Source organism: Ramlibacter rhizophilus, assembly GCF_004681965.1.
Classification (GTDB): domain Bacteria; phylum Pseudomonadota; class Gammaproteobacteria; order Burkholderiales; family Burkholderiaceae_C; genus Ramlibacter; species Ramlibacter rhizophilus.
In genome coordinates this window covers 425464-451522 of record NZ_SMLL01000001.1, presented here as the reverse complement: position 1 = coordinate 451522, position 26059 = coordinate 425464, and the positions used below count along the sequence as shown (strand labels likewise).

Below are 26059 nucleotides of genomic sequence, written 5' to 3'. Positions count from 1 at the left end.
CCGAGCACGTCTCGGGGCCGAAAAGCTCGTTTGGCTGCTCGATGCCATTCAGGACTGGCGCAAGAACGGCGCGACCCGCTTTTCCGCGCAGACATGGAAGTTCGCGTATGCGCCGAGCTTTCGAGTCCTTCGCGAGCTGCTCGGTACCGAGCGGCGCGCCATCGTTCAGCCTGACAACAAGATCACCCCGAATGTCCTCGACATTCGCCTTTCTGGCCGCGCCGCCCGAAAGGTGCCGGTCAGGCGTGGATCACGCCGCGAGGCGCTCAGCCAGGAAGTCGAGCCGATCCTGACCCCAGAAGCGTTCGCCGTCGACGATGAACGTGGGCGAGCCGAACACCTGCGCGTCGATGGCTCGCGCGGTGTTGTCCAAGAACTGCGCCTGGACTTCCGGTGCCTGCGCGCGGCGCACGAGCGATGTGCCGTCGAGGCCGGCCTGGTCCGCGAGCTGGGCCAGCGTGGCCCAGTCGGCGATGTTCTGGTCGTCCAGCCAGATGGCGCGCAGCAAGTAATGCGAGAGCGAGAGCGCATCGTGGCCTGCCGCCGCGGCGGCGATCAGCAGTCGGCTAGAGGGCCCCCGGTCCACCGGGTAGTGGCGCGGCTCCAGGGTGATGGGCACGCCCAAGCGGCGCGACCAGCGCGCGAGTTCGAGCTGCCGGTAAGTCTGGCGGGCCCTCGAGCGCTGCGGGAACGGCGTGCCGCCCGTGGCGGAGAACACCGTGCTCAGGTCCATGGGCAGCACGTCGACGGCAACCGCCGTCTGCCGGACCAGCTCCGCGAAGCGAGCGCTGCCCAGCCAGGTCCACGGGCTGGCGGTGCTGATCCAGTACTGGAGGCTGCGTGGCAAGGCGGCGTCCTTCTCGTCAGCGACTGGTGATCTCGGACGCGCGCAGCGGCATGCCCATTTCCCGCAGGACCCGCTGCACGCGGCCCACCGGCACCCGGCGCACGGGCACGCCCTCCTCCACCGCGATGGCGGCGGCGATCCCGGCGGCCTGACCCGTGGCCATGCAGGCTGGCATGTTGCGCGAGCGTGCGTGCGCCTCGTGGTCGGCGGAGATGCAGCGCCCCGCGACGAGAAGCTGCTCCACGTCGCGGGGCAACAAGCAGCGGTAGGGAATCTCGTAGGGCGGCATGCTCTGGAAATCGACGTCGCCGCCCTTGGGGTCGTGGATGTCGAGGGCCGAAGAGTCGGCGGCGATCGTGTCCTCGAACGTGGTCTCGCCTCGCGAATCGCGTCCGGTGAGGGTGTACTCGCCCAAGATGTGCCGGGTCTCGCGAACGCCGAGGATCGGAGACACCTGGCCCAGGCGCGCCTGCTCGAAGCCGGGCACGCGCTCCCTGAGGAAGCGGCAGACGCCGTCGATCTGGCGGTAGCACTCCAGAATGGCCGCCGTGAACGCCGCCGGCGAGAAGACGTCCACACCCAGCACGCGGGTGGCATTCACGTACATCTGCCCGTCGGCAGTCTTGAGCGTAATGTTGTCGCGCTGCAGGCGCACGCCGGTCTCCTCCTGAAAGCGGCGCAGCATGCCGTTGAAGCCGGTGAGCCAGAGGCCGTAGGCCAAACCCTCCTCGTCCTGCGGTATCGCGCGCGCAGGCACGTCGTCGCAGCTGCGGGCCCAGTCGGCCAGCCGCACGAGGTCGACGTTCTTCATGATGAAGTACATCGACACCGGCTGCATCCGGGCCTCGGCTTCGCCGGAGCCCATCACGAAGGGCGCGTTCGCCTTGGCGGCCATGTCCGCATCGGCGGAGCAGTCGATCAGCACCTTCGTGCCTACGAACTGCCGCCCGCCCTTGCTCTCGATGACCACGCCGGTGACGGTGCCGTCCTCGACCACCGGTGCCGACACGAAGGTCTCGAAGAGTATCTGCACGCCCGCCTCGACGCACAGCCTGGTGAGCAGCATCTTCATCATCTCTGGGTCCACCGGAGAGGCGATGCGCACGCCGCCAGTCTTAGTGGTTGCCATATAGTCGTCACCGGCGGCGCCGACCGAGCGCGCGAGGTTCCACAGCTCCAGGGGCAGGCCGCCCAGCAGCGCGCCGGAGGGCTTGGTGTTCAGTCCGAGTGTGAGGATGCCGCCGAGCGAGCCGAAGCGCTCGATCAGCACCACCTTGCGTCCGCGCCGAGCCGCAGCAATGGCCGCGATCGGGCCAGTCGTTCCGCCGCCGACGACAACCACCTCGGCCTCCATCAGCACGGGAATGGAGCGCGCCGGCTCCTCGATATGCGTCCTGCTCATTCGGTTTCCTTGTTTCGGCTCAGCGCCATCAGTCGATCTTCGCGTTCGAGTCCTTGACCGCCTTCGCCCACTTGGCGATCTCGTTGCGGTTCCAGGCGGCGAATTCTTCGCGGCTATTGCCGACGACCACCGCGCCGGACGCCGCGAGCTTTTCCTTCACTTCCGGCATACGCAGAACGGCCACCAGGTCCGTGTGGATCTTCTGCACGATGGCGTCGGGCGTTCCGGTCGGCACCAGCGCGCCGATCCAGGACACCGCCTCGAAGCCGGGCAAGCCTTGTTCGGCCATCGTGGGCACCTCGGGTAGGGTCGAGGCGCGCTGTGCGCTCGTGACAGCGATCGGCTTGAGCTTGCCGTTCTTGACGTGGTTGGTGACCGCGACGATGTTGTCGAACATCAGTGCGACCTGCCCGCCGAACATGTCGTTGTAGGCCGCCGGCGTACCCTTGTACGGCACGTGGACCAGATCGCTGCCGGTGGCGCTCTTGAACATCTCGCCGGCCAGGTGGTTGGAGGTGCCCACGCCGCCGGAGCCGAAGTTCAGCTTTCCGGGATTGGCCTTGGCGTAGGTGACCAGTTCCTTCACGTCCTTGACCGGCACCGAGGGGCTGGCCACCAGCACCAGCGGCGTGGTCGCCACCAGTGTGATGGGCGTGAAGTCCTTGAGGTAGTCGTAATTCAGCTTGCTGTAGAGAGTGGTGCTGATGGCGTTAGCCACGGTCCCGAAGAAGATGGTGTAGCCGTCGGCCGGCGCCCGCGCCGCGAGTTCCGAGCCGAGGTTGCCGCCTGCGCCCGGGCGGTTCTCGATGACCACAGGCTGACCCCACTTCTCCGAGAGTTTCTGGCCCACAGCGCGTGCGATCACGTCCGTGGCGCTCGCGGCGGGGAAGCCGAAGAGGATCTTCACCGGCTTGGTGGGCCACTCCTGGGCGGCGGCTTGGGACGACGCGAACACGGCGGCGGCGGCAAGGGTGGCGATCAGAGGCCGGAAGGTCATGCTTGTCTCCTAGTGGCGGAACGGCCCGTGGGCGGGCGGGAAGAATTGCTGCAATACTGCATTGCTATATAGCACCTGTCAAGCGCAGCCCTGTACCATGCGCGCAAGCTCGCCATGAACCCATCCACGCCCGACCCTTCCGAGATGCTCGACCGGTATGCGCGACCGAGCATGCCCGGGGTGTCCAAGTACGCGCAGCTTCGCGAGACGCTCTGCGCCGCCATCCGGGGCGGGCACTGGAAGCCCGGCAGCCAGCTGCCGACCGAGCGCGAACTGACTCGCCTCACCGGCTTCAGCCTGGGCACGGTGCAGCGGGCGCTGCGGGAACTCTCGGACGAAGGGATGGTGGTGCGCACGCAGGGCAGCGGCACCTACGTGGCCGAAGGCCGCAGCGCCATCGACGCGCCACTGCACCTGCGTTTTTTGGGACGCGAGGGCGAGCCGACCTTCCTGCCGCTGTACCCGAAGGTGCTCGCGCGTGAACGCACCGCCGAGCGCGGTCCGTGGTCGGAGTGGCTGCGGCAGACCGGCGCCGACGTGGTGCGCATCTCGCGACGCATCAGCGTCTTCCATGAGTTCACGCTGTTCAACCGGTTCTACTTCAACGCATCGACCTTCCCCATCATCGCGGCGGCGCCGCTGTCCAAGCTCGATGGCGCGAACCTCAAGCAGCTCCTGGGCAGCGAGATCAACATGCCCGTGACCGCCATCCGACAGCGCCTGTCCTTCGTCAAGTTCCCCGAACAGGCCGCGCTCGCGGCCGACGTGAAGCCCGGCACGCGCGGCATGCTGCTCGAGAGTGCGGCCATGGCCGGGCGCGAGCCGCTGTACTTCCTGGAGTCGTTCATTCCGCCGAATGACCGGCGGCTGGACGTGTCGTCGCAGTAGGCGACCGGGATCTGGCGCAGGCCGGCCTGGGGCGACCCCCCATCGCTTCGCGCCCTGTCCGCACCGTGGCCCGCCCGGTGGCCGTGACCATGCCGCGCGAACTGGGCCAGCCGGTGTTCATCGAGAACAAGGGCGGCGCGGACGGCGGCACCGGCATGGCACAGGTGGCAAAGTCGCCGGCCGACGGCCGACGGCTACGAACATGAGCAGCCTTTGGAAATTGGTACGTTGAACAAATTCGAGGTGTTCGGATTCGGAACTGCTCACCAGCTCAACGTGGCAAGTTGGCGGCGACAGCTAACTGTCCATCCGGGCGGCAAGCAACCCCATACCCAGGGGGGCTTGAGGCGGATCGGCCGCTTCTGCCGGAAGCAGCCATCGGGAGCTACGCATATGTCGCTTGGCGGCAGCGTGGGGCACCACCTGGAACCGGCACCTCACAGTGCGGCGGCTTGGCCTGGTTCTCCTGGCAACTAGCACCTATCATGGATAAGCTGTTTTTGCAGCTGCTGGCTTTACAGTAGGGCTGCAAACCAAGGAGCGCATTTAGGAGGCAAGCCGACAGTGCCGAATGGAAGGGCCTTTCCAAGGCGGCGGAGCATGCCGGTGCCGAGCGGCATCTACAAGCCCACGATCATGCCGCACTGGTGTACTGGAGTAGGGAGGAGTTCCTGCAGGCCATCGTGCCCTTCATCGCAGAAGGTTTGCAGGCCGGGGACCTAGTCGTACATGTCTTCCACGAAGAACCCGCCGAGCCGGTCGTCGAAGGCCTGGAAGCGCTGGGCTTGGACGTGGCCGCCGAGATCGCCAACGGCAAGCTGATGCTGCTGACCGCGGCACATGCCTTTGCGCCGGCAGGTCGCTTCGACCTTGAAGAAGCAACGACCGGGCTCAAGGACATGATCCAGTCGGCCTGCAATGCAGGCGCGCCGCGCGTGCGATTCTCGGTGGACCTCAGTTACGTGCTTTCAGGTACGCCAGGAATCGAAGATTTCATGACCTTCGATTCGCGTGCCAACGAAGAAATCTTTCCCTCATTCCCGTTCATCTGTATCTGCGCCTACGACGCCACCCGCGGCGTGAACGCGCTGGTCGAGGATATGTTCGTGACGCACCCGCTGGTATTCGTCAGGGGCATTCCTATGGTCAACCCGTACTACCAGCCTTGGCAGCAAGTCACCGGGCAGGCAGCCTACCTTGCTCGGTGGAAAGACCGCTACAGCGCGGCGGTTGGCAGTGCACGAACCTGACCAGAAACCAGCCGCGGTTCCGTATCGCGCCCTGTTCGAAGGCGGCAAAGCGGCTTCCGCATTCGAGCAGCTTCGCCAAACGCGACAACAGGTTGACAGCATCCTGCAGGTGGTGGTCGGCGACGACGGCGTACTGGTGCAGGATTTCTCCGGGCGCATAGCCTATGCCAATGGGCCGGCAGCCACGATGCTAGGCGCCGCCACGCCGGAGCAGTTGTTGCGGATGCCGCGCGACCAGTTGCTAGCCACCTTGGTGATCCGGGACGAAGAGGGCAACGACCACTCGGGTGAACTGCCGGGAACCAGCGTACTGCAGGGTGCCGGCACGTCGGAGCGCACCCTGCAGTTCATCTCGGCGGCGCGGGGGGAGCGCTGGGTCAGGGTTCGCACGTCTGCCATGCGGGACGACCAAGGGCTCATCGTCTCCAGCGTCACCGTCTTGCGTGATGTGACGGATGCGCGGCGAACGGCCGACTTCCGCGAAAACCTGCTCGGCATCGCCAGCCATGATCTGCGTGGACCGCTGTCGGCAATCGCCATGGGGGCCGCCGGCATCGCCCGCCGGTCCGAAACGCTCGATCCCGTAGTAGCCAAGCTGGTTCTGCTAATCCAGTCCTCAGCGGACAAAGCAGTCCGCATGGTGCACGACCTGCTCGATCTTGCACAAGCCCGGCTCGGCGGGGGCATCCCTGTTTCACTGCGCGAGATCGACGCCGGCGCCCTGCTCGCCAGCATCGTGGACGAGCTGTCGGCCATTCATCCCGAGCGCGACATTGTGATCCGCAGCACTCCGGCGCGCACGGTGCACTGGGACCCCGATCGCATCAGCCAGGTGGTCGCCAACCTGGTGGCCAACGCCGTGACCTATGGCGATGCGGACCGGCCGGTGACCGTCGCCATGCTCGAGGCGCAGGAACAGGTTGCGATCACGGTCCACAACCATGGCCCGGAAATCGGCGCGGAGCAGATCGAGCGCATGTTCCAGCCCTTCGTCCGCGGCAGCCAAGTTGGGCGCCACCAACGCAGCGTGGGACTCGGGCTTTACATCGTCAAAGAGATCGTGGCCGCACATGGAGGAACGGTATCGGTGGCCTCCGCGCGCGAGGCAGGAACCAGATTCACTGTGCACCTGCCGACAAAACCCAATCCGGGATGACTCCCCGAGGCCTGGCCGGCTGAATCGATGTGTTCAAGGCGTGCGTGACCACATTGCGCGCGGTAGAGGACAGCGTCAGCTGGCCTCTACCGCGCGCTCACGTACGACAACTTCTCCGGAGCTCCCGGTCCGGTCACGAGCGGCAAACGTTCACCTAGTGGCGATGTGACGCTAGCCTCGTGGCTCCCCTAGTGACAGAGGCTTCCTGAGGGTGGATGACCGCTCCTGGTCGGCAGCGGACCTCAAAGCAGGTGGGGGAACCCGAACGATTCCGCGACAGATGGGGTTCGACGGTGTGCAGCGCGAGGCACGACTCGCATACATTTTTTTGTGGCGCCGCTACGCTGCTGCCGCTCCCGGCGGCGCACCAGGCCTTCTTGCGTCTCCGGGAATCGATTGACGCGGCTTACTTCGGCGAGTTGGGAAAGTGAGGGAGTTTCTCGTCCAGGCACACCCAGGGTTGTGCGCGAGATGTCCAGATGTCCAGCATTGGCGCGAAGGTAGACAGATCGTCGAGAGAAGGAAAGCGGATCGAAGTGAACTGCGAGTTCGCTTCGCTACGGGTGAACAGAGGGCTGCCGCAGTCGCCACAAAAGCTGCGGGTCGTCATACCGCTGCTTGCGCGAACGTCGTAGGTCTTGGGGGAGCCTTGGACCTCGAGATCCGAGCTCATGACGACCACGCCGGACGCGAACGGAGCACCGCTTGAGCGCTGGCAGTCAGCGCAATGGCAGTTCAGCATTGCGATGGGCTCACTTTTGCATCGGTAGCGGACCGAACCGCAGGCGCACTTCCCTGAAAATTCTGAATTCATTCGCCAGATTATCCGGGGCCCGCACAAAGCTGATGCCCGCTCCTGGCCGATAGCCGTTGTCGATCTGCGCCGGTCCGCGTGTCCCTCCGCCCGCAGCCTGGGCGTTATGCTGCCCGGGTGATTTCCATCCCGGCACCCATGCGCGCGGGCGAGCAGCTGTTCCTGCCCTTCACCTCGCCGACTGGATCTACGAGCTGAAGTTCGACGGCTACCGGTGCATGGCCGGAATCGACGCGAGCAGCCACGACCCGCTTGCACAGCAGATGCGCAGCCCTGACACGCGTGTGCGCCAGTGACAAAAGCGGGAAACGAATGCACCTCGTGTTATCCCGAGATCGTGCGCGACCTGGATCTCCTGCCCGCCCGCATGTCATCGATGGCGAAGCTTGTGTACTCCGAGAAGACGGCACGAGCGATATCAACCAGCTGCAAAGCCGCGCCCGGCGAAGGAGGCGGGTGCCCGGAGCACCACCGGTAACCCTGTGCTGCTTTGACCTTCTGGTCTGCAACGGCAAGCCCCCGATGCACCTGCCGCTGACGCGGCGCAAGAAGTTGCTGCGCGAGCTCATCGCATTGATTGACGATCCTAAGCGAGCGCTGCTCTTCGTCCAGGACCTACCCGCAGACGCCGATCTATTCCAGTCCATGACCCTGCCCAAGAATGCAGGCGGATTGGGCCTCGAGATCGAAGGTGTCGTTGCCGAACGGCGGAACAGCAGCTACCGCCCCGGCGTGCGTTCCGACGATGGCGCAAGATCAAGCGTCCCGGGTGGAACGAAGGGCGACTCTGGCGGTCATGATCCCGGAGCGAGCCTGGACGAAGCTGGGCCCCCTCGCAGAGACTCGCGTCCGTTATCGACTCGAACCAACCATCGCCCATCCGAAGGAAACTCGGCATACCACGCTTCGCCAGTCGCGTTGGCCGGCTTTCCTAGATGCTTCAGAAAAGGGGGAGGTCACTCGTCCGCGGCTTCGGGGCCCTGGAACTACCTGCTAAAGCGAGCAATGCATGTGGACCTTGGTGAATGCCTGACCGTCCACGAGAATCGCGCGCGGCTCGCTGCCGAAGGCGCGGAACCCGGCGCGTTCGTACAGACGCAGGGCCGCCTCGTTGCCGCAGGTCACCGTGAGCACGAGGTCCTGCAATCCCTCGCTTCGTGCATGCGCGAACAGCGCTTCTAGCAACATGGCGCCGATGCCACGCCTGCCGGCCTCGGGCGCCACGTACATGGCCACGACAGTTCCCTTGTGCCTCGCCTTGGCGCGCACGCTGCGCTCCAGGCCCGCCATGCCGACCAGGCCGAGCTCAATACCGAACGCTCCCCAGAACGCCGCAGTCGCCGACGCCAAACGGCGTGCACTCTCATCCAGCGGCACGCGGCTGTCCTCTTCCCAGCTCGAAGTGAACGCGTCCGGGTGCTCCTTCAGAGCGCGCAATCTGAGCGCTCTGAAGGCGGCAGCATCAGTGGCGACGAGCCGGCGAATGTGCATGTCCGATTATTGGCCCGAAGGCAGGCAGTCATGAGGGCGCCAGAGGTCTGCTGTTCGGTTGAGGCCTGGGGAGATGGTTCAGTACCATGCACGGCCGCTCAGCACTGCTGGCGGCTAAGTTAGCACCTGAGGACGCACTGTCGCTCTATTTCAACTACGCGACCCGGGTCGCCGGGCAACCCGCTCGGTTGGTCCTTACGCCCGTGCCTGAAATCCTCCTAAGTGCCTTCGTCGAGCGTGCAAGCGAACAGCTGCCTTGGTTCGCCGTGGTGCTGCTGGTTTTGGCGGCCATCACGTCCCTTGTTTCCCGCGAACGCAGCCGCCGGCTTGGCCTCACCAGATTCCTGCTCGGCTACCTGTGCATCGCGGCCGTGCCGCTCTTTGGCGTGATCGAGCTGCGGTCGGCGCTACGCGAGGGCCTGGAACAAGCCGGCCATGGTTGGTGGGCCACGTTTTGGCTCAGCCTGTTCTTGATGGTGACCTTCATCGTCGTGGCGCAGTGGGTCGTGCGCCGCATGCCGCCGACCCGCGGGTGGCTACGGGACTATCGTCAGGCCGGCCGCGACATCTGGCGCGACCGGCTGGCGCGCTGGTTGGGCATCCGTTCGCGCGATTGATGACGTGCGCGAACTAGATCTCTGTCTGCTCCTTGATCTCGAGTGCGTCGTGGACGTTTGTCCCCAGAGCCTCAGAGATCACCTGGTGTTTCCAGGCGGCGGCCGTAGCGCGCGATTCACCATTTCGACAGCGCCTCACACCTAGGACTGTCAGCCGCGATAGAAGTACGGATCCAGGACAGACACTTCCGTGATCGTGTCCACCGGCAGCTGGTTACGCTGGGCGACGGTCCGGATTGCCTCCGGTGAAGGCGCGTCGTAGATGCAGAAGGTGTGCTTCTTGTCGGGCGTCACGTACGAATGGACCCATGTCACGCCTTCGGTGGCGTTGCGTTCCACGACACCCAGGCACGCCTTCGCGCCGTCGGCGTTCTGCGGGATGGACAGTCCGTGGGGGAAACTGCGCTCTACCATATAGCGGGGCATGATTGGACTCCTTGAGTGGCACGGTCTTCATGACCGTGGGTTCATCCTAGAAACGCCCCACCCACGCGGCGAGGGCACTCTTCACCCAGATTTCGGGCCGGGCCTACCTATTTAGGGGGGGCGTCAACTGGAGCCGCCGCGCGGCTCGCACGGCCTCGGCACGTCCGCGCACGCCGAGCTTGGCGCATAGGGATTCAACGTGGTGGTCCACTGTTCGGTGGGACCTCGACAGTCTGGAGGCGATCTCGGGCGTCGTCAGCTGTTGGGCAAGCAGCGCCAGCACTTCGACTTCGCGACGGGTGAGCCCCGCCGGATGCGCTCGGGTGGTGGCCAGCGGCCCTCGAGGCACAGCGGGGACTCCTTCGGTCCGCATCTGGCGGCGCAGCCGCTGCGCCAAGGGATGCGCGCCCATTGCGTCCAGCATTCGCAGCGCACGGCGCCGCGCCGGTGCGTCACCCTCGGAAAGACTTCTGGCATGCTCGTAGGGGCAGCCCATCGTCTGCCACACGGCCGCAGCTTGCCGCCAGTCCCCGACCACCTGCAAGTCGAACGGTGTCATGCCGCTGCTGCTCACCTCTGCACGCCCCGCGCGCCAGGCCCAGTAAGCCAGCTCGCCGCTGAACCAGGTGTGCCCCTTCGCCACGGCCAGCGTATGCACTGATGCGGCTTCGGCAGCCGCCCGAACATCGTCGCCAACCAGCCATGCAGCCTCGGCACGCGCCGCCCGCACGGGAGCGAGCCGCTGCAACGTGCCCGAGCGCTGCGCCAGTTCCAGCGCCTCGTCCAGCGCGTCCGATGCGCCCGGATCACCGCGCCGGGTGCGCAGGCGCCCGAGGGCGACCAGGGCCATCACGCGACTGGTCGATCCATGGGGCTCGCGTGCGAGGACCCGCAACGCGAGCGGACCCGCTTGATCCCACTCGCCGCGATAGACATGGCAGATGGCGCGCCATGCCTCCAGGTAATTCGCCAGCCTGTCCAGGTCGTGCGTGCGGGCGCAAGCAAGTCCCTCGTCGATCCACCGCTCCGCGTTCTCGAAACGGTGCAGCTCGCCCGATGCCGTGCCGATCATGAGGTAGGCGTCGACAAGCGCGACACCGCCGTCATCGAGGGCACGGGCAATTTCCATGCTGCGTTCGATGAGCAAGCAGCCTGCATCGTAGTCGGAGAAGATCGTCGCGCTCCCGACCGTCTTGTAGGCCTGCGCTTGAAGCACGTCATCGTCCATGCGCGCAAGTGCCAGCGCCTGCCTGCCGGCAGCGACGGCCTGCTCATGGTCCCGGTTGAGCATGTGCAGGTACGACGCGATCGCGAATGCGCGCGCTTGTACAGCCTGGTTCCCGCACTCGGCCGCCACCGCGAGCGCCTCGCGACACGACGAATCGGCTTCGGCATTGCGAAGCGCGCGCACCAGTGGCATCGCAAGTTCGGCGAGGCATGCCGCACGGGCTGCCTGGTCGCCCTGGCGCTCGAATATGGCCGCCGCTTCACGATAAGCGCGGGCGGCCTCGTCGAGTTCGCTGAGCTCGAAACAAGCTGCCGCCAGGCAACGCAGGAGCTCAGCACGACCCGTTGCCGTCAGCTGTTCGCCGTGCGCGAGCGCGGCCCTGGCATGCGAGGCCGCTTCCCGGTTCGCTCCGCGCGCCGCGGCTTGGCGCGCCGCCAGAGGGCACCAGCGCAGCACGGCCGCCAGGTTCCGCGCTCGCCCTGCGTGGTGCGCGAGTTGGGCCACGAGCGTGGAATCCGGGTCTTCTTGTTCAAGCGCAGCAAGCACCTCCTCGTGCAGGGAGACCGCCAGCGCCTCGGGCAGGTCGCATTCGATCGCGGTTCGCGCCAGCTCATGTCGAAATCGAACCGTCGGACCATTCCTCAACAGCAGCCCCGCCGAAATGCAACTATCGAGGTCGGAACCACACGTAGGCCGCAGGCGCTCAAGGAAGGCAAGCTCCACATGTCGCGGAAAGATGGCCACCAGTTCTATGAACTCCCTGGCGCTCCCGGGTAGTCTGAACACCTTGCCGAGCACGGCGTCCTGCACGCTGGCCGGAAGCGCCTGCGAGGCTCTATGGCGCAGCAGCTCCGCGACGAAGAACGGGTTGCCGTTTGTGACGGCGTGCAGCCGTCGCGCGTCAGCCTCCGCCTGATTGGACCACCGGCTGACGGCCTCCAAGGAGAGCGGGGTCAGTTCTATCCGTAACACGTGCGCCGCAGGAAGGTCCGCCAGCATGGCTCTCACCTTGCGCCACGACGGCTCGTCGTACCGACTGCTGAGCAGTAGCAAGGCCCTCCGCCGGTGAATTCGCCGGCCTGCAAACCTGATGAAATCGAACGTGGCGTCGTCCGCCCAGTGCACGTCATCTATGACGATGACTCCGGGCCACTCGCCACTGGCCGCTTCGTCGAGCACCGACGCGAACATTGCACCGCGGTCGGAACCGCCCAGCACCGCGCGGAGCCGGCTGCCCGCTGCGTCGGCGAAGTCATAGAGCGGGCCGAGCGGTCGGGGCGTCGTGAGCGCCTCACAGCCGCCCCACAGGACGATCCCACGATGGCGACGCACGAAATCGTCCAGCAACGCCGTCTTGCCGATGCCAGCTTCTCCTAACACAAGCACCGTCGACCCTGCGCCGTCTCGCGCGCGAGCCCGCGCTGCCTCGAGTCCGGCAATCGCATGCTCCCGTTCGAGCAAGTTCGCCATGGTCGCAGCAGTTTATTCGAGAGTTCAATCCACCGGCTCGGCAGCTTGTCGACACACCTGCGCCTAGCGCAGCGCGGCACGCATTCGGCTTCAGCCCCATCGCACAGCCCAGCAGCTGACGTCCGTTGCCAGCTATGCGGCCGAGACCGCTCCTGGGGAGCAGACACAAGCATGGACCGGAGGCAGGCACTATGTGCCCGCCACAAGGGCGCCGTTCGTTAGCGCCAGGGCGATATGGGTCGCCCCAAACCCACCGGCGGATCCCGGCCCTTCCGTCCTCAGGCGAAGTCGACCACCGGCCGGACAGTCAGCGTCTCAAGCCGAAGCACTAGAGTCCGCTTGCATTGCTGCACGCCGCCAGCCATGCCCAGCGGCTGGCTGCACGCGTAAGCGTTGCGTGCGCGGCGGCGTGCCGGCGGGTTTGGTGACATTCGGAACACCCGTCACACGGACCGGCTGGTCACTCCGAAAGGGCGGCGGGCCGGTGGGCGTCCAAGCCGGCCCGCGCATTGCAGAGACACGCTGATCGACGTCACCGGCCTCTCATGCGAGGACGCTCACCGGCGCAACGCCACATGACGGCACCTTGCCAAGGGCTGCCGCTTCAGGAGTTCGTAAATGACCATGACCGTGGGCGGCCTGACCTCGGCCTACTCAAGGCAGCCGACAGAGGTGCCCGCATGCGCCCCGCGTTGCGCCGAGCGGCAGGAGCTGGGGCAGCAGGCCTGCCCCAGCTCCTGCTGCGGGTCGGACGCGGGACGTGCGCGCAGGCGGCGATCTGCAGTCCCTTGCAAGAGGCGCTCCTGAGGGCAAATGACACAGGGCTCACGTCGTCATGAACCGCATTCTGGCGCGGGGGCGATTGCCGATCTCCCAGCTGCGCACCCGCGGTAAACCGCTAACGGCCGCTCACCGTCGAGATGCCCACCTCGCAGGTCAGGCTCCCATCGGGTGCGAATTCCTGCCACCGGTCGGCGATCTCCCGCTCCAGGGCGCAGCGGCTGGCCTCGTTAGCTTTCGCAACCACATCGGCGAGAGGCGTGCTGAACACGTACTGCCACAGGAAGTCCCTGATGGGTGGCAAGCCGAGCTTGGTCGTGGTCCTGTGCACCTCGACATGGTGGAAGCCGGCACCCTGCATCAGCTCGCGCAGCTCCTGCTCATCGCTCAGCGAAAACACGATGTGGACAAACGAGGACGCTCGTGCGTCGATATGCCGGCCGAGCGCATCCGCCAACACGTCGAACAAGGGCGGCGTCGGCCCGGGCAGATTGAGTACGAGCCGGCCGGCGCGGGCAAGGACCCGCCGCATTTCCCGCAATGCGCCGAGCTTGTTCGGAACGAACTGGAGTCCCATCTGGCACAACACAACGTCAAACGTGGCATCGGGGAACGGAATTGCTTCGGCGCTGCCCTCGCGCCAATCGATCGCAAGCTTCGGCGTCACCGAACGCGCCACGGCCAACATGCCTGGATTGACGTCCAGACCAACGACCGAGCCTTCGGCGCCCACCCGCTGCGCTGCAAGCCTCGTCACAACACCGGTACCGCACGCCACGTCGAGAGCACGCTCTCCGGCCCTGGGGGTACTGACCTCGATGAGATCTGCGGCCAGCGGAGCCGCAATGCTTGGCACGAAATACCGTTCGTAGTTTTCGGCCGCGGTGCCAACGTAGGCCTGCTCGAGCGTTCGCTCGTTTGTCATGATGATCTCCTTCAAACAGTCGGAGTTCCAGACTAGAGACGAGGCGGGCAGGCCGCATCCTCCATAGGAGCCAATGTGGTGCAGTTGCCGATGGTTCGAATTGACCAATCGGCCATCAGATGAGCCCATGCTCGAACGCGAAAGCACTGGCCGCCGTGCGCGATGCGACTCCCAGCTTTCCCAGGATGCTGCTCAGGTGCCTGGCGACGGTGTGCTCACTGATGAACAGCCGAGCGGCGATTTCACGGTTGGACTGGCCCTTCGCCACGAGCCTGAGCACCTCGAGCTCCCGACGACTGAGAAGGTGGCTCGGCGCGGCACCGGCACTGGCGAACTTGCCGACCTCGGCCAGAGCGGGCGTGGCGCCTAGCCGCTCGAAGGTCCGCGCTGCCGCTTCGAAGTGACTGTGCGCAGTGTCCTCGTCGCCCAGAGCGAGGCAAGCGCGTCCAATCAGCACGCGAACCTCGGCCGATTCATAGATGGAGTCGAGCTCCTGCCACTGCTGCCAGGCATCGCGGAGGACGGCAAGTGCAGCCTGCGCGTCATCTTGAGCCAGAAGTACAGTTCCGGTGGCCTTGCCGGACCACGCGTGAAGAACCAAGGCACCCACGTCTGCAGCGATCGATTCAAGCTCGACGGCAGCCTGCCTGGCCGCCTCGACATCCCCGGTTGCGATCATGATTTCCACACAGGCGTGGAGCACGAGGGGGCGCGTGGCCGCACCGCGTATCCCGTGGCCATGGCTCGCCTCGCGTGTCACCCGGCTGATGGCGGCCTTAGCTACGTCGAAGTCCCGCTGCGCCAGGCGTAGCAGGGACAGGCCAGGCTGTGGCTCGGTTCCGCGGCGACCCGCCTCTCCGTACATCTCCTCAGCGAGCGAAAACTTTCCCCGCAGGCGATGGAGCTCGGCCAGCTGGTAGTACGCGCGCCCAGAGACCGGGCCGCGTCGCGTCGCGAACAACTCGACCGCGCGCTGTGCTTCTGTCATGGCGGCGGACCACTCCCCTTCCAGTTGCAGGATTTCGGAGCGGTGGACGAGGCACTCTCCTCGATAGGGCACGAGGTCAGGCTGCTCGGCGCACCATTCGTCCAGCGCTCGCGTCCACTCCTTGCAACGGCGCAGATCGAACAGGCGCTGGCAGGTCAGAATCACTGCACAGTAGACAATGCCTGCGGCCATGGCGGACACCTCGCCGGCAGCGACGGTGACCATCGCCTCGTCAAGCCGCGGCACGCCGTCGGCGGCTCGCCCGATCTGGATCAGAGCCTGTCCTTGGCCGAGGAGGCTCATCGCCATCAGGTCCGGGGCCTTGAACCGAACGGCCCGAGAAATGGCATGCCCGAAGATCGCGCATGCGTTCTCTGCATGTCCTTGGCCCAACTGCGCCAAGCCGGACAGCACGTCGACGTACCCCTGCTCGGCGCAATCGGGGCACGTTCCGACAATCCGCTGGATCCGTGCAAGCCAGCCGGTGCTCTGCGCGATATCGCCGCCAAGCAGGGCATTTAAACTCAGCCAGAACGCCCAACGCGCCGCCCGCTCGGGCGCGCCTGCGTCCATCGAGACGTAGTGCGCACGCATGAAGAGCGCCGTCGCGTCAGCGTCCCGGCCGATGAGGTACGCCGCCTGTGCCAGGCGCTCGAGGTCTGCAGGCTCCAATGGAGATTCGGCGTCGCCAGCCTTCAGCTGTCGAAACGCCTCCTTCCATTCCCGGCGCAGGAAAGCCTGCCTGCCAAGCTCGATCGAGGTGGCCATCTTCGCGCCAGTATGCCCCCTTTGGCGCCATCGCCGCCGTTGGCGCCGCATCGCTGCGAGCCCAACACCGAAAGCAGAGCAGCACTAATAACCCAGCGATGGCTCACCCCGACGCGCGGTGGGTCCTGCAGGACCCACACGGTGACGGCGATGATCGCGAGGTACACGTCCCAGGGGATCAACCGCGGGCTGGAAGGCAGCCGGCGCCAGGGTGCCACCATCGACGAGTCACTGCAGGTGCGATTCCGGTCGCGGGCTGCGGTGCGCTGCGTAATTGGCTCGCTCAGGCCCTCGCTGAGGTGTTTGAGACGTTCCCAGGTCCACGCGTGAGAGCTGTCATTGCTATGGCGTTCAGCACCGGCGATGCGCCCGAGCAGAAGCAGACGCTAGACACGTCCTGGCAGCTTCGCGTCGAACAGCAGCGGAACATTCTCGATCGCGCGATTGCGCGCGGCGAAGCCTTCTTTCGTGGTGCCTGGTCACTGTGCTTTTCCTTGCGTCGCAGGGCTACTGGCGCAAGCGGCCTCGCACTTCCAGCAACCTGAGTCGACGGCTGCTCTTGGCCCAGCAGCGGACGCGTCGATGGAAAATTGGCCGAGCAGGTGCCGAACAATTGCGCGGTGAATCGGTCGGAGCGATTGCTGCTGGTTGAACCCGGCAAACGCCGGGCTTGGAACCCAGCGGCGCGGGCGACCTCAGAGCATGCGCGGCAGCCAGAGTGCCAGCTGCGGAAAGGCGATCACCAGCGCAATCACCAACAGCGCGCAGCCGATGTAGGGCAGCGCCGCCATGGCCACCGTGCGCAGGCTCGTTCCCGGGGGCGCGATTCCCAGCATGATGAACAGCAGCAGCCCGAACGGCGGCGTGGTGAAGCCCACCTCGAACAGCAGCAGCAGAATGAGGCAGAACCAGACCAGATCCATCTGCAGGCTGGTCGCCAGCGGCAGGAAGATGGGCAGCGTGACCAGCATCATCGAGACCTGGTCCATAAACATGCCCAGCACCAGCACTACGCCGGCGATGGCGATCAGGACCGCGTACGGGGACAGATCGAAGGACAGTGCCCACTGGATAAAACCGGCGCTGGCGCCGGTAAAGGCCAGCACCTGCGCGTAGGTGCTGGAGGCGGAGATGATGAGGAAGGTCATGCCGGTGACCTTCATTGCGTCCCGGAGGCTGTCCCACACGATCGCCCAGCGGAAGCGGCGGTACGCCAGCAGCAGGCTGACCACGCCAAGGCATCCCAGCGCCGCCGACTCGGTGGGGGAGGCGATACCCAGCAGGATGGTGCCCACCACCAGGAAGACGATCACGCCCATGGGCACCACGTTGCGCGCAATCGCGAGCAGCTTCTCGCGCAAGGTGCTTCGCGGCGCATCGTAATGCGGCGCAGCCTGCGGGTCCAGGCGCGCCTGCAGCGTGATCAGCAGCATGTACGACAGCGCGAGCAGCAGGCCGGGAATCGCGCCGGCGACCAGCAGCGCGCCCACGTTGACCTGCGCGAGGGACCCGATCAGCACCGCGAGCGCCGAGGGCGGGATGATGACGGCGAGCCCGCCGGCCCCGAGCACCGGGCCGTAGGCCATGTGCGGCTTGTAGCCACGGCGCAGCATGTCCGGCACCATGGCCGTCCCCATCATGGCCGTGTTCGCCAGGCTCGAGCCCGAAAGGGCCGCGAAGACGGCCCCCGCCAGCACCACCAGGTACGACAGGCGTGCGCGCAGGTTGCCGATGCACAGGTCGATGGCGCCGAACACACCCGCCGCTAGGCCCGAGCGGAAGAAGAGGCTCCCCATGATGAGGAACAGCGGCATCGGCGTGAGCGCGTAAACCGCGACCGCGCTCGGGAAGTTGGCCACCATTTGCGAGACGCCGACCAGCCCGCCGAAGAACAGGTAGATGCAGACGATATTGGTGAGGAAGAACGCGAAGGCGACCGGCAGCCCGATGCCCATGGCCAGCAGGATGAGGCCCACCATCAGGGCCAGCGGCAGCTCCCATGACATCAGTAGCCCCCGCGCGCCTGGGCGTCGGCGCGGTACAGCGAGTCGTGCCCGAGCAGCATCCGCAGCCATTCGAGCGCGGACAGGCCGAAGCCCAGCACCATGGGCAGGAACACCACCCAGCGCGGCATGTCGTAGGTGCCGGTGACGAAGGCGCCAGTGCGCACCGACTCGGCCAGGTGCTGCCAGCCGATCCAGCCGAGCCACGTACTGATGGCGATGCAGGCGAGGTAAACGAACCGTTCTAGGGCCCGCTGTGCCCACGCGGGCAGCGGTGCCCGCAGGAACTCCACGAACACGTGGCCCTTTTCACGCACCAGGGCCGCCATGGGCAGGAACGTGGCGTAGAGCAGGATGGATTCGGCCACCTGCGGCACCCAGGCCAGGGGCCGCAGGCCCGCCGCCCGCACGCCAACGTCGGCGCTCACGATCAGCACCAGTGCGCCGAGCAGCAGCACGGCCAGCCGGGCGAGCGCGTCGGCGGCCAGCCCGGTGAAACGGAAGACGAGGTTCACCGGGGCGGCGGGCGCGTCAGTCGAACTTGGCCTTGAGCGCGGGTACGTTGCTCGGGTCGCGCTTGTTCATGCGCTCCCAGGTGACGCGGCTGGCGGCGTCCTCGTAGCGCTTGCGGGCCTCGCCGGAGAGCGTCACGACCTTCATGCCCTTGCCGATCATGGCCTCGCCCTCGGCCTTGGTCCCGGCCAGGTTGGCGTCGTAGCTCGCGCGCTCGTACTCGATGGCGGTGTCCTGCAGGATCTTCTGCGCCTGGGGCGAGAGGCTGTCCCACTTGCGCTTGTTCATCGTGATGAGCACGTCGGCCTGCAGGAAGGACGGGTCGATGCGGTGCTTGGTGAACTTGTCCCAGCCGAAGCTGGAGTAGCCTAGAACCGTGTAGGCATTGGCATTGACGAGGCCGCGCTCCAGGGAGGTGTAGGTCTCGCCCGGGGGCTGCACCACCGGCGTGGCTCCGAGGGCGTCCAGGAAGTCGCGGTACAGCGGAGCGCTGCGCACCTTGAGCTTGCTCCAGTCCACGCCGCCGTCGGCCGTGCGCGCGGGCTCGTCCACGGTGAACACATGGAAGCCCGTGCCGGCGTCCACGTGGGCGAGGATCTTGGCGTTGCCCTTCTCGCCAAAGATCCGGTCGATGAGGGCGAAGCCGCCGTTCTCGCGAAGCTCCCAGGGCTTCTTGCGGGTGGCGGAGAAGACCTCCCCCTCGGGAATCAGGTTCAGGTAGAACCCGGGCGGCGCGTCCAGCATGTCGATGAGGCCGTTCTTCTGCGCCTCGCCCAGCTGCATCACGGGCATGACCTCGGGCCCCCCCCGCACCTGGATGCGCACCACGCCCTTGCCGCGGGTGTTCACCAGGTCCACGTACTTCAGGAAGCTCTTGGCGTAGCCGTTCTGCGCCGGCGTGAAGTGGACGGCGTTGATCACCGCCTCCTGCGCCTGGGCCAGGAACGCGGCGCCACCGAGCACCACGCCGGCAAGGCAGCGCCGGGCGAACAAACGAGCAATCATGGAAACGCGCTCCTGGAAGTGAACTGCACGAATCACTTTAATCCTGAACATTCCAGGTTCAAAGGGTATATTCATCCGGGAAAACGAGAGGAGACACCATGGACAGCGCGCCTGCACGTCATCGCATCTGGGCCCAGGGAGCAACCGACCATGAGGGTCACGCCCCGTACCTGTCGAAGTTGCTGCCGCACCTGAAGGCCTGCACCGACCCGGACTTCGAGGTCGACTTCCACACCATCACGCCCTCGGTCACCACGGTGCACGCGCTGTCCGAGTTCCGCTTCGCGCACGAGGTGATCCGCGGCGCGGTGCGGGCCGAGCGCGAGGGCTACGCGGCGTTCTACATGAACCACTTCCAGGACGTTGGCCTGTTCGAGGCCCGCGCCGCGGTGGGAATTCCGGTGCTGGGCCTGGGCGAGAGCACGCTGCTGCATGCCTGCACCTTGGGCCGCCGGCTGGGGCTGCTGTGCATCAATCAGGGCTTCGTAGCCACCCACTGGGACCAGCTCGCCCGCTACGGCCTCAAGGAACGCGTGGTCGGCGTGCGCGCCGTGGACGCGTCCATCGCCGACTGGATGGAAGCCTTCCGCTCACCCGAGCGGAAGGCCGCGCTCTGGCAGGTTTTCCAGCGTGAGGCGCGGGTGCTGATCGACGCGGGGGCCGATGTCATCGTGCCCACCGGCGGCATCCCGATGATGCTGTTCGGCGCCGAGCAGGGCGCCAACGTTGACGGCGCGCCCGTCGTCAACGGCTGCACGGTGGTGATCAAGTGCGCCGAGATGGCCGTGAAGTTGCGCCGGCTGGAAGGACTCGGGCCGAGCCGGCTGCCGCAGTCCGGCTTCGCCCTCCCCTCGGACCAGACGCTGCGCGAGTTCCTGGACCACCGCTAGGCGCGCCCCTCAGGCCACGAGCACGGCGCGCCCGCGCCCGCGCCGCTGGGCCAGCTGCTCCAGCACCGCGCCGCCCGCGGCGAGTGGCAGGGTCTCAACCGTGAGCCTGAGCGCGCCGCTCGCCAGCCGCGCCAGCAGATCCGGCGCGCGCTGGCGCGCGATCTCCTCCCGGCGCACCATGTTCAAGGGTAGCAGCGCCACATCGGCCAGCATGAGCCGCGGCAGGTCCAGCGTGAGCTGCGTGCCGGCGGTGTAGCCCACCAGCACCGCGCGCCCGCCGGGCGCCACGCCCTTGAGCGCCGCCGGAAGCACCTCGCCGCCCACGGTGTCGATCAGGAGCGACGCCTGCGGCTGGAGCTCGTCGAGCCCGACGCATTCCACGCCCTCGGGCCGCGTCGACCGCGGCCCCATCACCGCGCGCACGCGGGCCCCGGCCAGCCGCGCGAGCTGGCAGGCCAGCGAACCGACGGCCCCGCTCGCACCCGTGACCAGCACCTCCTGGGCGGGCGCCCAGCCGCCGAGCTCGTGCAGCGCGCACCAGGCGGAGGTGGCAGGCGAGAAGAACGCCGCCCCGGTTTCGAACGACACCCCCTCGGGCAACTCGCCCATGCTCTCGTCATGCGCCTCAACAATCTCGCGCCAGGTGCCGTCGCGCCGCGTCCCAAGGCCGCCGCCGCGCAGCCATACGCGCGTGCCGGGCCGGAATCGCTCGCTCTCCAGCACAGTGCCCGAGGCTTCCGTCCCGGGCACATAAGGCAGGCTGGGCCGCAGCGGAAACCGGCCGCCCCAGACGGTGGCGTCGATGTGCCCGACGCTCGCGGCCTTCAGCCGCACCAGCGAGTGGCCCGGCGTGCGCAGGGGCGGCTCGAGGTCTTCCCACACGGGCCGCTGGCCCCAGGCGTGGACACGCAGTGCTTTCATGGACATTCCGTTTCATGTAACCGGCCGCCGCGCGCGCGAGGCCGTGGGGGCCGATTCTGAAGCCGGCAGGGCGACGAAGCCCTCCCGATAGAAGATCAACAAGTCTCAGTCCGAAATGTGCCTTGCCGCCGGGCCGGAACATGACTTTCGCGTGTGTTGCAGCCTGCATAGTGCACATGAGTAATCTTCCCTTGTAACCGCGCTCTCGGAGTCTTCAGCCATTTCTCAGTATCTCGACGAAGTCTTCCCCGGACAGGGGCGCGCGTTTGTGCTCGCCTGGCTGCATCAGAGTCGACCGGCGCGCGGTTGACCGCTTGGCTGTCAGAGGCCGGCCCTCGAGCGGACATGTGATCTCCCGCTACAGGGCGCCTCCGCTCCGAGGTTCCGCGCGCTGGCATGTACAGGGGCGCGGTCGAAGTTTGGCATTCGACACTGAACGTCAACTGGGCAGACTTGCACGCCAGGAGCCGGCGCGCCTTCCCCGACAAGCACGCGAAAGATAGGAGGTCTTGTGGATCGTTCGGCCGCTCCTGGCCGGAAGCAGCCGTAGGGTTCGAAAGCCCAGCCGTATATTGTTGGGATGACGACTCCCCTCACCAAGTTCGATGTTGCGAGCCGGCAGCTCGCCACAGCGATCAGACTTTTCTTCGATGGCGCTGATCCGATCTCGGTGTTTTCGCTTGCCGCGAATGCATGGGAAGTCATCGATGTCTTGTGCACACGTGCTCGTGTCACAAGTGCGTCGACGCAAACCCGCGGGCACCTCACAGCGGGGAAGGACTTAAAGCGCGACTACATCAACTCCCCCTTCCGCAACTTCTTCAAGCACGCTGACCGCGATCCGGATGCCGTGCTCGAGGATTTCTAAGCGCCCAAGGTCGACCCAGTGCTGTTCTTGGCCGTGGAGGACTACATCCGCATGCGCGGCAGGTCGCCGGTGGAGTTCCAGGTGTTCCAGCTTTGGTTTCTAGCTTGTCATCCAGAGAAGATCGCAAGCGACCGAGCGGGTGATGTTCTGATCGCCGCAGACCGGATGCTCCCGGGCATTGCAACCCTTGCGAGGGAACGCCAGATTGCTTTGGGCCACCGTGCGCTGCAACTTGCGTTCACGGATGCTGGCGTTCTGAACGACGCGCGTACAGAGCCGACCTACTGACTGCAGCACTCCTGTTGTTCACGGCAAAGGTCCGCTCCCGACCCAAAGCCGATATCCCGGCCGTGAGCTCGTCGCCCCGGAGCGGTCGCTTAATTACGGGCCAAGTCCTTCGAGGGAGGTCTCGTCAAGAAGCCCGGATTCGCCACTTCAGCCAGAGGTAGCGGCAGCCTGGCACGCATGCTAGTCATTGCCTGACGGTTTACGATTCCTATGCACAATGGGTCCATGGTGAAAAGGGCGAAGGTCGTGGTTTTCGGCTCGCCAATGGCGGTGGGTCATGTTCGTCCGCTGATGCCGCTGGCGGCGCGGCTCGTCGCACGCGGCTTCGACGTGGTCTGGGCCATCAGCGGCGATGCGAGCGAACCCGCATCGGACTGGAAAGAGCCCTTCGCACAGATGGGCGTCACCTTCGTCGACGTCGACGCGGTCGCTCCCTTCGCACGCAACGACGCGTTTCCGACGGCGAGCGCTACGTCGGTCTATCTGCGCGCGCTCGCCCGTGCGAACGACGTGGCCGAGGGCGCCGCGAACGCGATCGCAGTCGCCGTCGCTGGACGCACCGTGGTCGCCGGCGTGAACGACTACTTCGCCCTCTGGGCGTACGTCGCGATGCGCAAGCTCGGGATTGATCGGATCAAGACGGTCGTCAGCTCATTTCCTTCGTCACTCAGCGCGCCGTCGCTCGACGTGGGGGCGTCAGACCCGGCCGTGCAAAGGGAGCTCGCAGACCTCCGTTCGCGCCACGCCGACGTCAGCGGGCTCGACCGGCCGCTTCGAGCCGGCCTCATTCCCGACGATCCTTCCGTGGAGGTACTGGGTTTCTCCTCGAAGGATCTGTGCCTCGATCCGCCCGACTACGTGCGCCTCGTCGGCGCGCACGTTGATGCGCTGCCGTCGGTGGACGATCTCGGCTCCGCCCCACATGAGCATCAGGCGCTCGTAAACCGGCTTCGCGCGGCACGCGAGAGCGGTGCTCGCGTGGTGCTTCTCTCGGTCGGCACCATCGTGACGAAGGTCGCGCTGCGCAGGGGGCCGCCCTATAGTCATGCGCTGAAGCATCTCTATTCCAGCGTGGCGCGGGCCGCCCTGGGCGCCGGCGCGGTCGTCATAGCGTCGACCACGGTCGGGCAGCCGGAGGACTTCGGCGTGGACGAGGCCACGCTCGGGAAAGACACGCGGGATCGCGTCATCGCGATGTCATTCGTCCCTCAGCCGCTTCTCTTCGCTCATGGCCTCGTCGACGTCATGCTCATGCACGGCGGCGCGAACACCTTCCATGAGACGGTGCTTGCGGGAGTTCCGGTGCTCGTCTGGCCGGTGTTCGGCGATCAGGAGAGCGTCGCGGAGACAGCCGGCAAGCTCGGCATCGGCGTCCCCATCGAGTCGCTGATGTACCCGAACCTCGCCGGCGCGCAATCGCTCGCGCGCATCACGGAGGAGATCCTCCCGAAAATGCTCGCGCCGGGCGAGAGCGCGTGGAAGGCGGCGGCGGTACGCCTCGCCGAGCGCGTGAAAGGCGGAGACGGCCTCGACACCGCCGTCGCGCTTGTCACCGGCTAGCCGGCGAGCAGGTCTTCGCCCTTCGTTCAGTGCGTCGGCCGGATGCCGGCTCGCGGATCACCGGGCCGATGGCCGCCCGGGCCTCGAAGCAGACAGTCTGGGAGTTCCGCTTCTGGCCGAAAGCTGCCCCCAAAGCCTAGGCCGCAGAGGGCGTGGGCCGCCGTCGAAGCTGTAGCGCGATGGCGTCTCTGCCGGTGTGGGGTCCGCCAGCGCAACGTCCCGTAGCGAACGACGTCGGCGACCTCGCGGAGTCAATGAACTTGGCCGGGAGCCCTCTCACGGCTCGCTCCCTCCGTAGAGCCGGATCCCAGCAAGACACCATATGCCGCGCAGTAAGCCGCAAAGATGATGACGTTGAGCCAAGACATGGGTGGCATGTCGGGGATCGTGAGCACACGAATCAGCGCAACCGCAAGGCCAGCCAAGGACGCAATGAGCGTTCCGAGCACGATGGGAAGCCGGCCTTCGTAGGCCAGCGCACTGGCGAGCCAATTCGAGGTCGCCACGCCGATCAGCAATGCGCCATACAGCATGCTGTTGTAGACGCCTGAGGTGTTCATCGGCTCGGCGCCGTACACCGCCATCAGCCCATTTGGCGTCAGCAGGAGCGCAATGCCGAACAGGAACGCGACGGCCGCCGCGACCTTCATGATGGTGACGTGACGCATGCCGGAATCTCCTTGCGGTCTCACAGTATTCGGGCAGCGAACGGCCGCCAACACAAGGGATGGAAAGTCCTGCTGCGCGGGTGCGCTTTGTCCTAGGACGAGAACACGACGTCACGCCGTGGCAGCGCGTCCGGATCCTCACTCATTTGCACTATTGCTCCAGTCCCTGAAGCGTCCGACATTCGAATCCTGGATGCACTGCGCATGCTCTGCGACGAACAAGGAGACGGTCGTGTCCCACGAACTCAAGCGCGCATTGATCTTGATCGTTTCCGGATCGCTGGCGGCCTGCGGTGGCGGTGGCGACGCAGGGGAGAGCGTGATCGGATCCGATGCAGCCTCGGCCGCCCCGCCCACGGCGGTTGCACCGCCACCTTCAGCCTCCCGGCCCGTTCCAGCACCACCGCCCGCCGGGCCCTCGCCGGCACCGCAACCAAACCCAACGCCGCCACCTGGCCCTGGCGGGCCCACTGCGCCGCCCCCGTCCGCACCGCGGCCGCCCAGCCCACCACCCACACAATCTCCGGCGCCAGCACCAGCACCAGCACCAGCACCCGCACCATCTCCGGGCCCGGCCCCGGCGCCCGCGCCGTCACCAGTGACGCCGGGCGGCATCGTCTCGAGTCAGGGCATCGGGCTCCATGACAACGCGTCAGCCCTTCAGGTGACGCTGACCATCGAGCGCGAGCCCTCGCCGCCAGGCACCTACTTCTGGGCGCAGCAGTTCATGCCCGCCGGGCCCGTGGACCACGGCGGGTACTTCGGCTTGCAGACCGGCGGCACCATTGGCAACCAGGTCGTGGGCAAGATGCTCATCTTCTCCATCTGGAACGCGGTCGAGGCGCAGGCAGGACCTTCGGCCACGGCGCAGCCTTTTGGCGGGGAGGGCATCGGCTACAGCGTCCGGAGGGCCTTTGCCTGGCAGGAGAACGTGCCTTACACCTTCCGCATGCAAAGGCAGGCCGATCCGCTCTGGTGGGCCCTCGACATCTCCGCCCCAGGCATGGAGCCGATCCACCTCGGACGCATCCGTGTGACGCAGCAGGTCGGCTTGGGACACTGGCTGCCGCAGTTCACCGAGTACTTCACCCAGCTGCCAGGCTGCCATGCAATGCCGCCGGCCCGGGCGGTGTTTTCCAACCTGATGTTCGACCAGTACCAGGTCGCAGCGCAGGACCCGACGACCTACGGGCCGTGCCGGGATTGGGCCCGCAGCACCATCGTGAACGGCGCCTCCGTTCACGAGACCGGCATCGCTTCCGCTGAGCAGTAGCTCACCGCCTCACGAGGCACATA

General features: G+C 66.4%; 25 protein-coding genes and 1 pseudogene. 12 read left to right on the top strand and 14 right to left on the bottom strand.

The genetic code is table 11. From position 1 onward, the window contains the following. Nucleotides 1-250: 250 nt before the first annotated feature. From EZ242_RS02160 to EZ242_RS02150, 3 genes are all read right to left on the bottom strand, one after another. Nucleotides 251-847, bottom strand: coding sequence for a 2-hydroxychromene-2-carboxylate isomerase (locus EZ242_RS02160; protein WP_135283456.1), 597 nt, complete (start codon nucleotides 845-847; stop codon nucleotides 251-253). Between the two features lie 16 nt (nucleotides 848-863). Further along, nucleotides 864-2201 (bottom strand): FAD-dependent oxidoreductase, encoded by a 1338-nt coding sequence (locus tag EZ242_RS02155; RefSeq protein ID WP_240786979.1) that lies wholly within the window; start codon nucleotides 2199-2201, stop codon nucleotides 864-866. Nucleotides 2202-2277: 76 nt separating this feature from the next. Next, nucleotides 2278-3246, bottom strand: a complete 969-nt coding sequence (locus EZ242_RS02150; protein WP_135283454.1) for a Bug family tripartite tricarboxylate transporter substrate binding protein — start codon at nucleotides 3244-3246, stop codon at nucleotides 2278-2280. Nucleotides 3247-3360: 114 nt separating this feature from the next. Here EZ242_RS02150 and EZ242_RS02145 point away from each other — a divergent pair, with 114 nt between their 5' ends. From EZ242_RS02145 to EZ242_RS02130, 4 genes are all read left to right on the top strand, one after another. Next, nucleotides 3361-4134 (top strand): GntR family transcriptional regulator, encoded by a 774-nt coding sequence (locus EZ242_RS02145; RefSeq protein ID WP_135283453.1) that lies wholly within the window; start codon nucleotides 3361-3363, stop codon nucleotides 4132-4134. A 65-nt stretch (nucleotides 4135-4199) separates the two neighbouring features. Then, on the top strand, nucleotides 4200-4340 hold the full coding sequence (locus tag EZ242_RS02140) for a tripartite tricarboxylate transporter substrate-binding protein (RefSeq protein ID WP_420821218.1): 141 nt from the start codon (nucleotides 4200-4202) through the stop codon (nucleotides 4338-4340). Nucleotides 4341-4778: 438 nt separating this feature from the next. Further along, the gene (locus EZ242_RS02135) at nucleotides 4779-5384 is read left to right on the top strand and encodes an MEDS domain-containing protein (protein WP_135283452.1); all 606 of its coding nucleotides are present in this window, start codon (nucleotides 4779-4781) and stop codon (nucleotides 5382-5384) included. Further along, nucleotides 5371-6540, top strand: coding sequence for a PAS domain-containing sensor histidine kinase (locus EZ242_RS02130; protein WP_167784612.1), 1170 nt, complete (start codon nucleotides 5371-5373; stop codon nucleotides 6538-6540). Before EZ242_RS02135 ends, EZ242_RS02130 begins: the two co-directional genes overlap by 14 nt. Nucleotides 6541-6946: 406 nt before the next feature. On the opposite strand, the gene EZ242_RS22625 is transcribed toward EZ242_RS02130, so the two are convergent. Continuing rightward, nucleotides 6947-7354 (bottom strand): GFA family protein, encoded by a 408-nt coding sequence (locus tag EZ242_RS22625; RefSeq protein WP_135283450.1) that lies wholly within the window; start codon nucleotides 7352-7354, stop codon nucleotides 6947-6949. A gap of 312 nt (nucleotides 7355-7666) precedes the next feature. On the opposite strand from EZ242_RS22625, the pseudogene EZ242_RS22620 reads away from it, so the two are divergent. Next, nucleotides 7667-8086: pseudogene (locus EZ242_RS22620) on the top strand (ATP-dependent DNA ligase); the annotation flags it as partial. A gap of 261 nt (nucleotides 8087-8347) precedes the next feature. On the opposite strand, the gene EZ242_RS02115 reads toward EZ242_RS22620, so the two are convergent. Further along, nucleotides 8348-8845, bottom strand: a complete 498-nt coding sequence (locus tag EZ242_RS02115) for a GNAT family N-acetyltransferase (protein WP_135283448.1) — start codon at nucleotides 8843-8845, stop codon at nucleotides 8348-8350. An 86-nt stretch (nucleotides 8846-8931) separates the two neighbouring features. On the opposite strand from EZ242_RS02115, the gene EZ242_RS02110 reads away from it, so the two are divergent. Further along, nucleotides 8932-9462, top strand: a complete 531-nt coding sequence (locus EZ242_RS02110; RefSeq protein ID WP_135283447.1) for a hypothetical protein — start codon at nucleotides 8932-8934, stop codon at nucleotides 9460-9462. A gap of 150 nt (nucleotides 9463-9612) precedes the next feature. On the opposite strand, the gene EZ242_RS02105 is transcribed toward EZ242_RS02110, so the two are convergent. The 4 genes from EZ242_RS02105 to EZ242_RS22320 form a co-directional block, all read right to left on the bottom strand. Beyond that, nucleotides 9613-9888, bottom strand: a complete 276-nt coding sequence (locus tag EZ242_RS02105; RefSeq protein WP_135283446.1) for a DUF4242 domain-containing protein — start codon at nucleotides 9886-9888, stop codon at nucleotides 9613-9615. Nucleotides 9889-9991: 103 nt separating this feature from the next. Continuing rightward, a complete protein-coding gene (locus EZ242_RS22505; RefSeq protein WP_135283445.1) occupies nucleotides 9992-12586 on the bottom strand; it encodes an AAA family ATPase in 2595 nt (864 codons plus the stop codon). A gap of 898 nt (nucleotides 12587-13484) precedes the next feature. Continuing rightward, nucleotides 13485-14306 carry a methyltransferase domain-containing protein gene (locus EZ242_RS02095; RefSeq protein ID WP_167784611.1) on the bottom strand — a complete coding sequence of 274 codons (822 nt, stop codon included), beginning with the start codon at nucleotides 14304-14306 and terminating at the stop codon, nucleotides 13485-13487. A 100-nt stretch (nucleotides 14307-14406) separates the two neighbouring features. Beyond that, on the bottom strand, nucleotides 14407-16047 hold the full coding sequence (locus EZ242_RS22320) for a response regulator transcription factor (RefSeq protein WP_240786952.1): 1641 nt from the start codon (nucleotides 16045-16047) through the stop codon (nucleotides 14407-14409). A 344-nt stretch (nucleotides 16048-16391) separates the two neighbouring features. Between EZ242_RS22320 and EZ242_RS02085 the strand changes: the two genes are divergently transcribed. Beyond that, nucleotides 16392-16592, top strand: a complete 201-nt coding sequence (locus EZ242_RS02085) for a hypothetical protein (RefSeq protein ID WP_135283442.1) — start codon at nucleotides 16392-16394, stop codon at nucleotides 16590-16592. A gap of 150 nt (nucleotides 16593-16742) precedes the next feature. Here the strand turns inward: EZ242_RS02085 and EZ242_RS02080 are convergent, their stop codons facing one another. From EZ242_RS02080 to dctP, 3 genes are read right to left on the bottom strand one after another with little or no spacing between them, the layout of a single operon-like run. After that, nucleotides 16743-18053: a TRAP transporter large permease gene (locus tag EZ242_RS02080; RefSeq protein WP_135283441.1), complete on the bottom strand. Its 1311-nt coding sequence runs from the start codon at nucleotides 18051-18053 to the stop codon at nucleotides 16743-16745. Further along, on the bottom strand, nucleotides 18053-18565 hold the full coding sequence (locus EZ242_RS02075; protein WP_135283440.1) for a TRAP transporter small permease: 513 nt from the start codon (nucleotides 18563-18565) through the stop codon (nucleotides 18053-18055). Before EZ242_RS02075 ends, EZ242_RS02080 begins: the two co-directional genes overlap by 1 nt. A 16-nt stretch (nucleotides 18566-18581) precedes the next feature. After that, the gene (gene dctP / locus EZ242_RS02070) at nucleotides 18582-19568 is read right to left on the bottom strand and encodes a TRAP transporter substrate-binding protein DctP (protein WP_167784610.1); all 987 of its coding nucleotides are present in this window, start codon (nucleotides 19566-19568) and stop codon (nucleotides 18582-18584) included. A gap of 98 nt (nucleotides 19569-19666) precedes the next feature. On the opposite strand from dctP, the gene EZ242_RS02065 reads away from it, so the two are divergent. Further along, complete coding sequence (locus tag EZ242_RS02065; protein WP_135283438.1) at nucleotides 19667-20458, top strand: aspartate/glutamate racemase family protein; 792 nt, start codon at nucleotides 19667-19669, stop codon at nucleotides 20456-20458. Nucleotides 20459-20467: 9 nt separating this feature from the next. Here EZ242_RS02065 and EZ242_RS02060 read toward each other — a convergent pair whose 3' ends face one another. Then, nucleotides 20468-21379, bottom strand: coding sequence for a quinone oxidoreductase family protein (locus EZ242_RS02060; RefSeq protein WP_135283437.1), 912 nt, complete (start codon nucleotides 21377-21379; stop codon nucleotides 20468-20470). A gap of 580 nt (nucleotides 21380-21959) precedes the next feature. Here EZ242_RS02060 and EZ242_RS22315 point away from each other — a divergent pair. The 3 genes from EZ242_RS22315 to EZ242_RS02050 all read left to right on the top strand — a co-directional run bounded on the left by EZ242_RS22315 (nucleotide 21960) and on the right by EZ242_RS02050 (nucleotide 24095). After that, a complete protein-coding gene (locus tag EZ242_RS22315; protein ID WP_240786951.1) occupies nucleotides 21960-22247 on the top strand; it encodes a hypothetical protein in 288 nt (95 codons plus the stop codon). A gap of 18 nt (nucleotides 22248-22265) precedes the next feature. Next, nucleotides 22266-22535 (top strand): hypothetical protein, encoded by a 270-nt coding sequence (locus tag EZ242_RS22310; protein ID WP_240786950.1) that lies wholly within the window; start codon nucleotides 22266-22268, stop codon nucleotides 22533-22535. 225 nt (nucleotides 22536-22760) lie between these two features. Then, nucleotides 22761-24095: a glycosyltransferase gene (locus EZ242_RS02050; protein WP_167784609.1), complete on the top strand. Its 1335-nt coding sequence runs from the start codon at nucleotides 22761-22763 to the stop codon at nucleotides 24093-24095. 251 nt (nucleotides 24096-24346) lie between these two features. Here the strand turns inward: EZ242_RS02050 and EZ242_RS02045 are convergent, their stop codons facing one another. After that, nucleotides 24347-24763, bottom strand: a complete 417-nt coding sequence (locus EZ242_RS02045) for a hypothetical protein (RefSeq protein ID WP_135283435.1) — start codon at nucleotides 24761-24763, stop codon at nucleotides 24347-24349. Between the two features lie 598 nt (nucleotides 24764-25361). Between EZ242_RS02045 and EZ242_RS02040 the strand changes: the two genes are divergently transcribed. Further along, on the top strand, nucleotides 25362-26036 hold the full coding sequence (locus EZ242_RS02040) for a DUF3472 domain-containing protein (RefSeq protein ID WP_167784608.1): 675 nt from the start codon (nucleotides 25362-25364) through the stop codon (nucleotides 26034-26036). The last annotated feature ends 23 nt before the right edge of the window (nucleotides 26037-26059 follow it).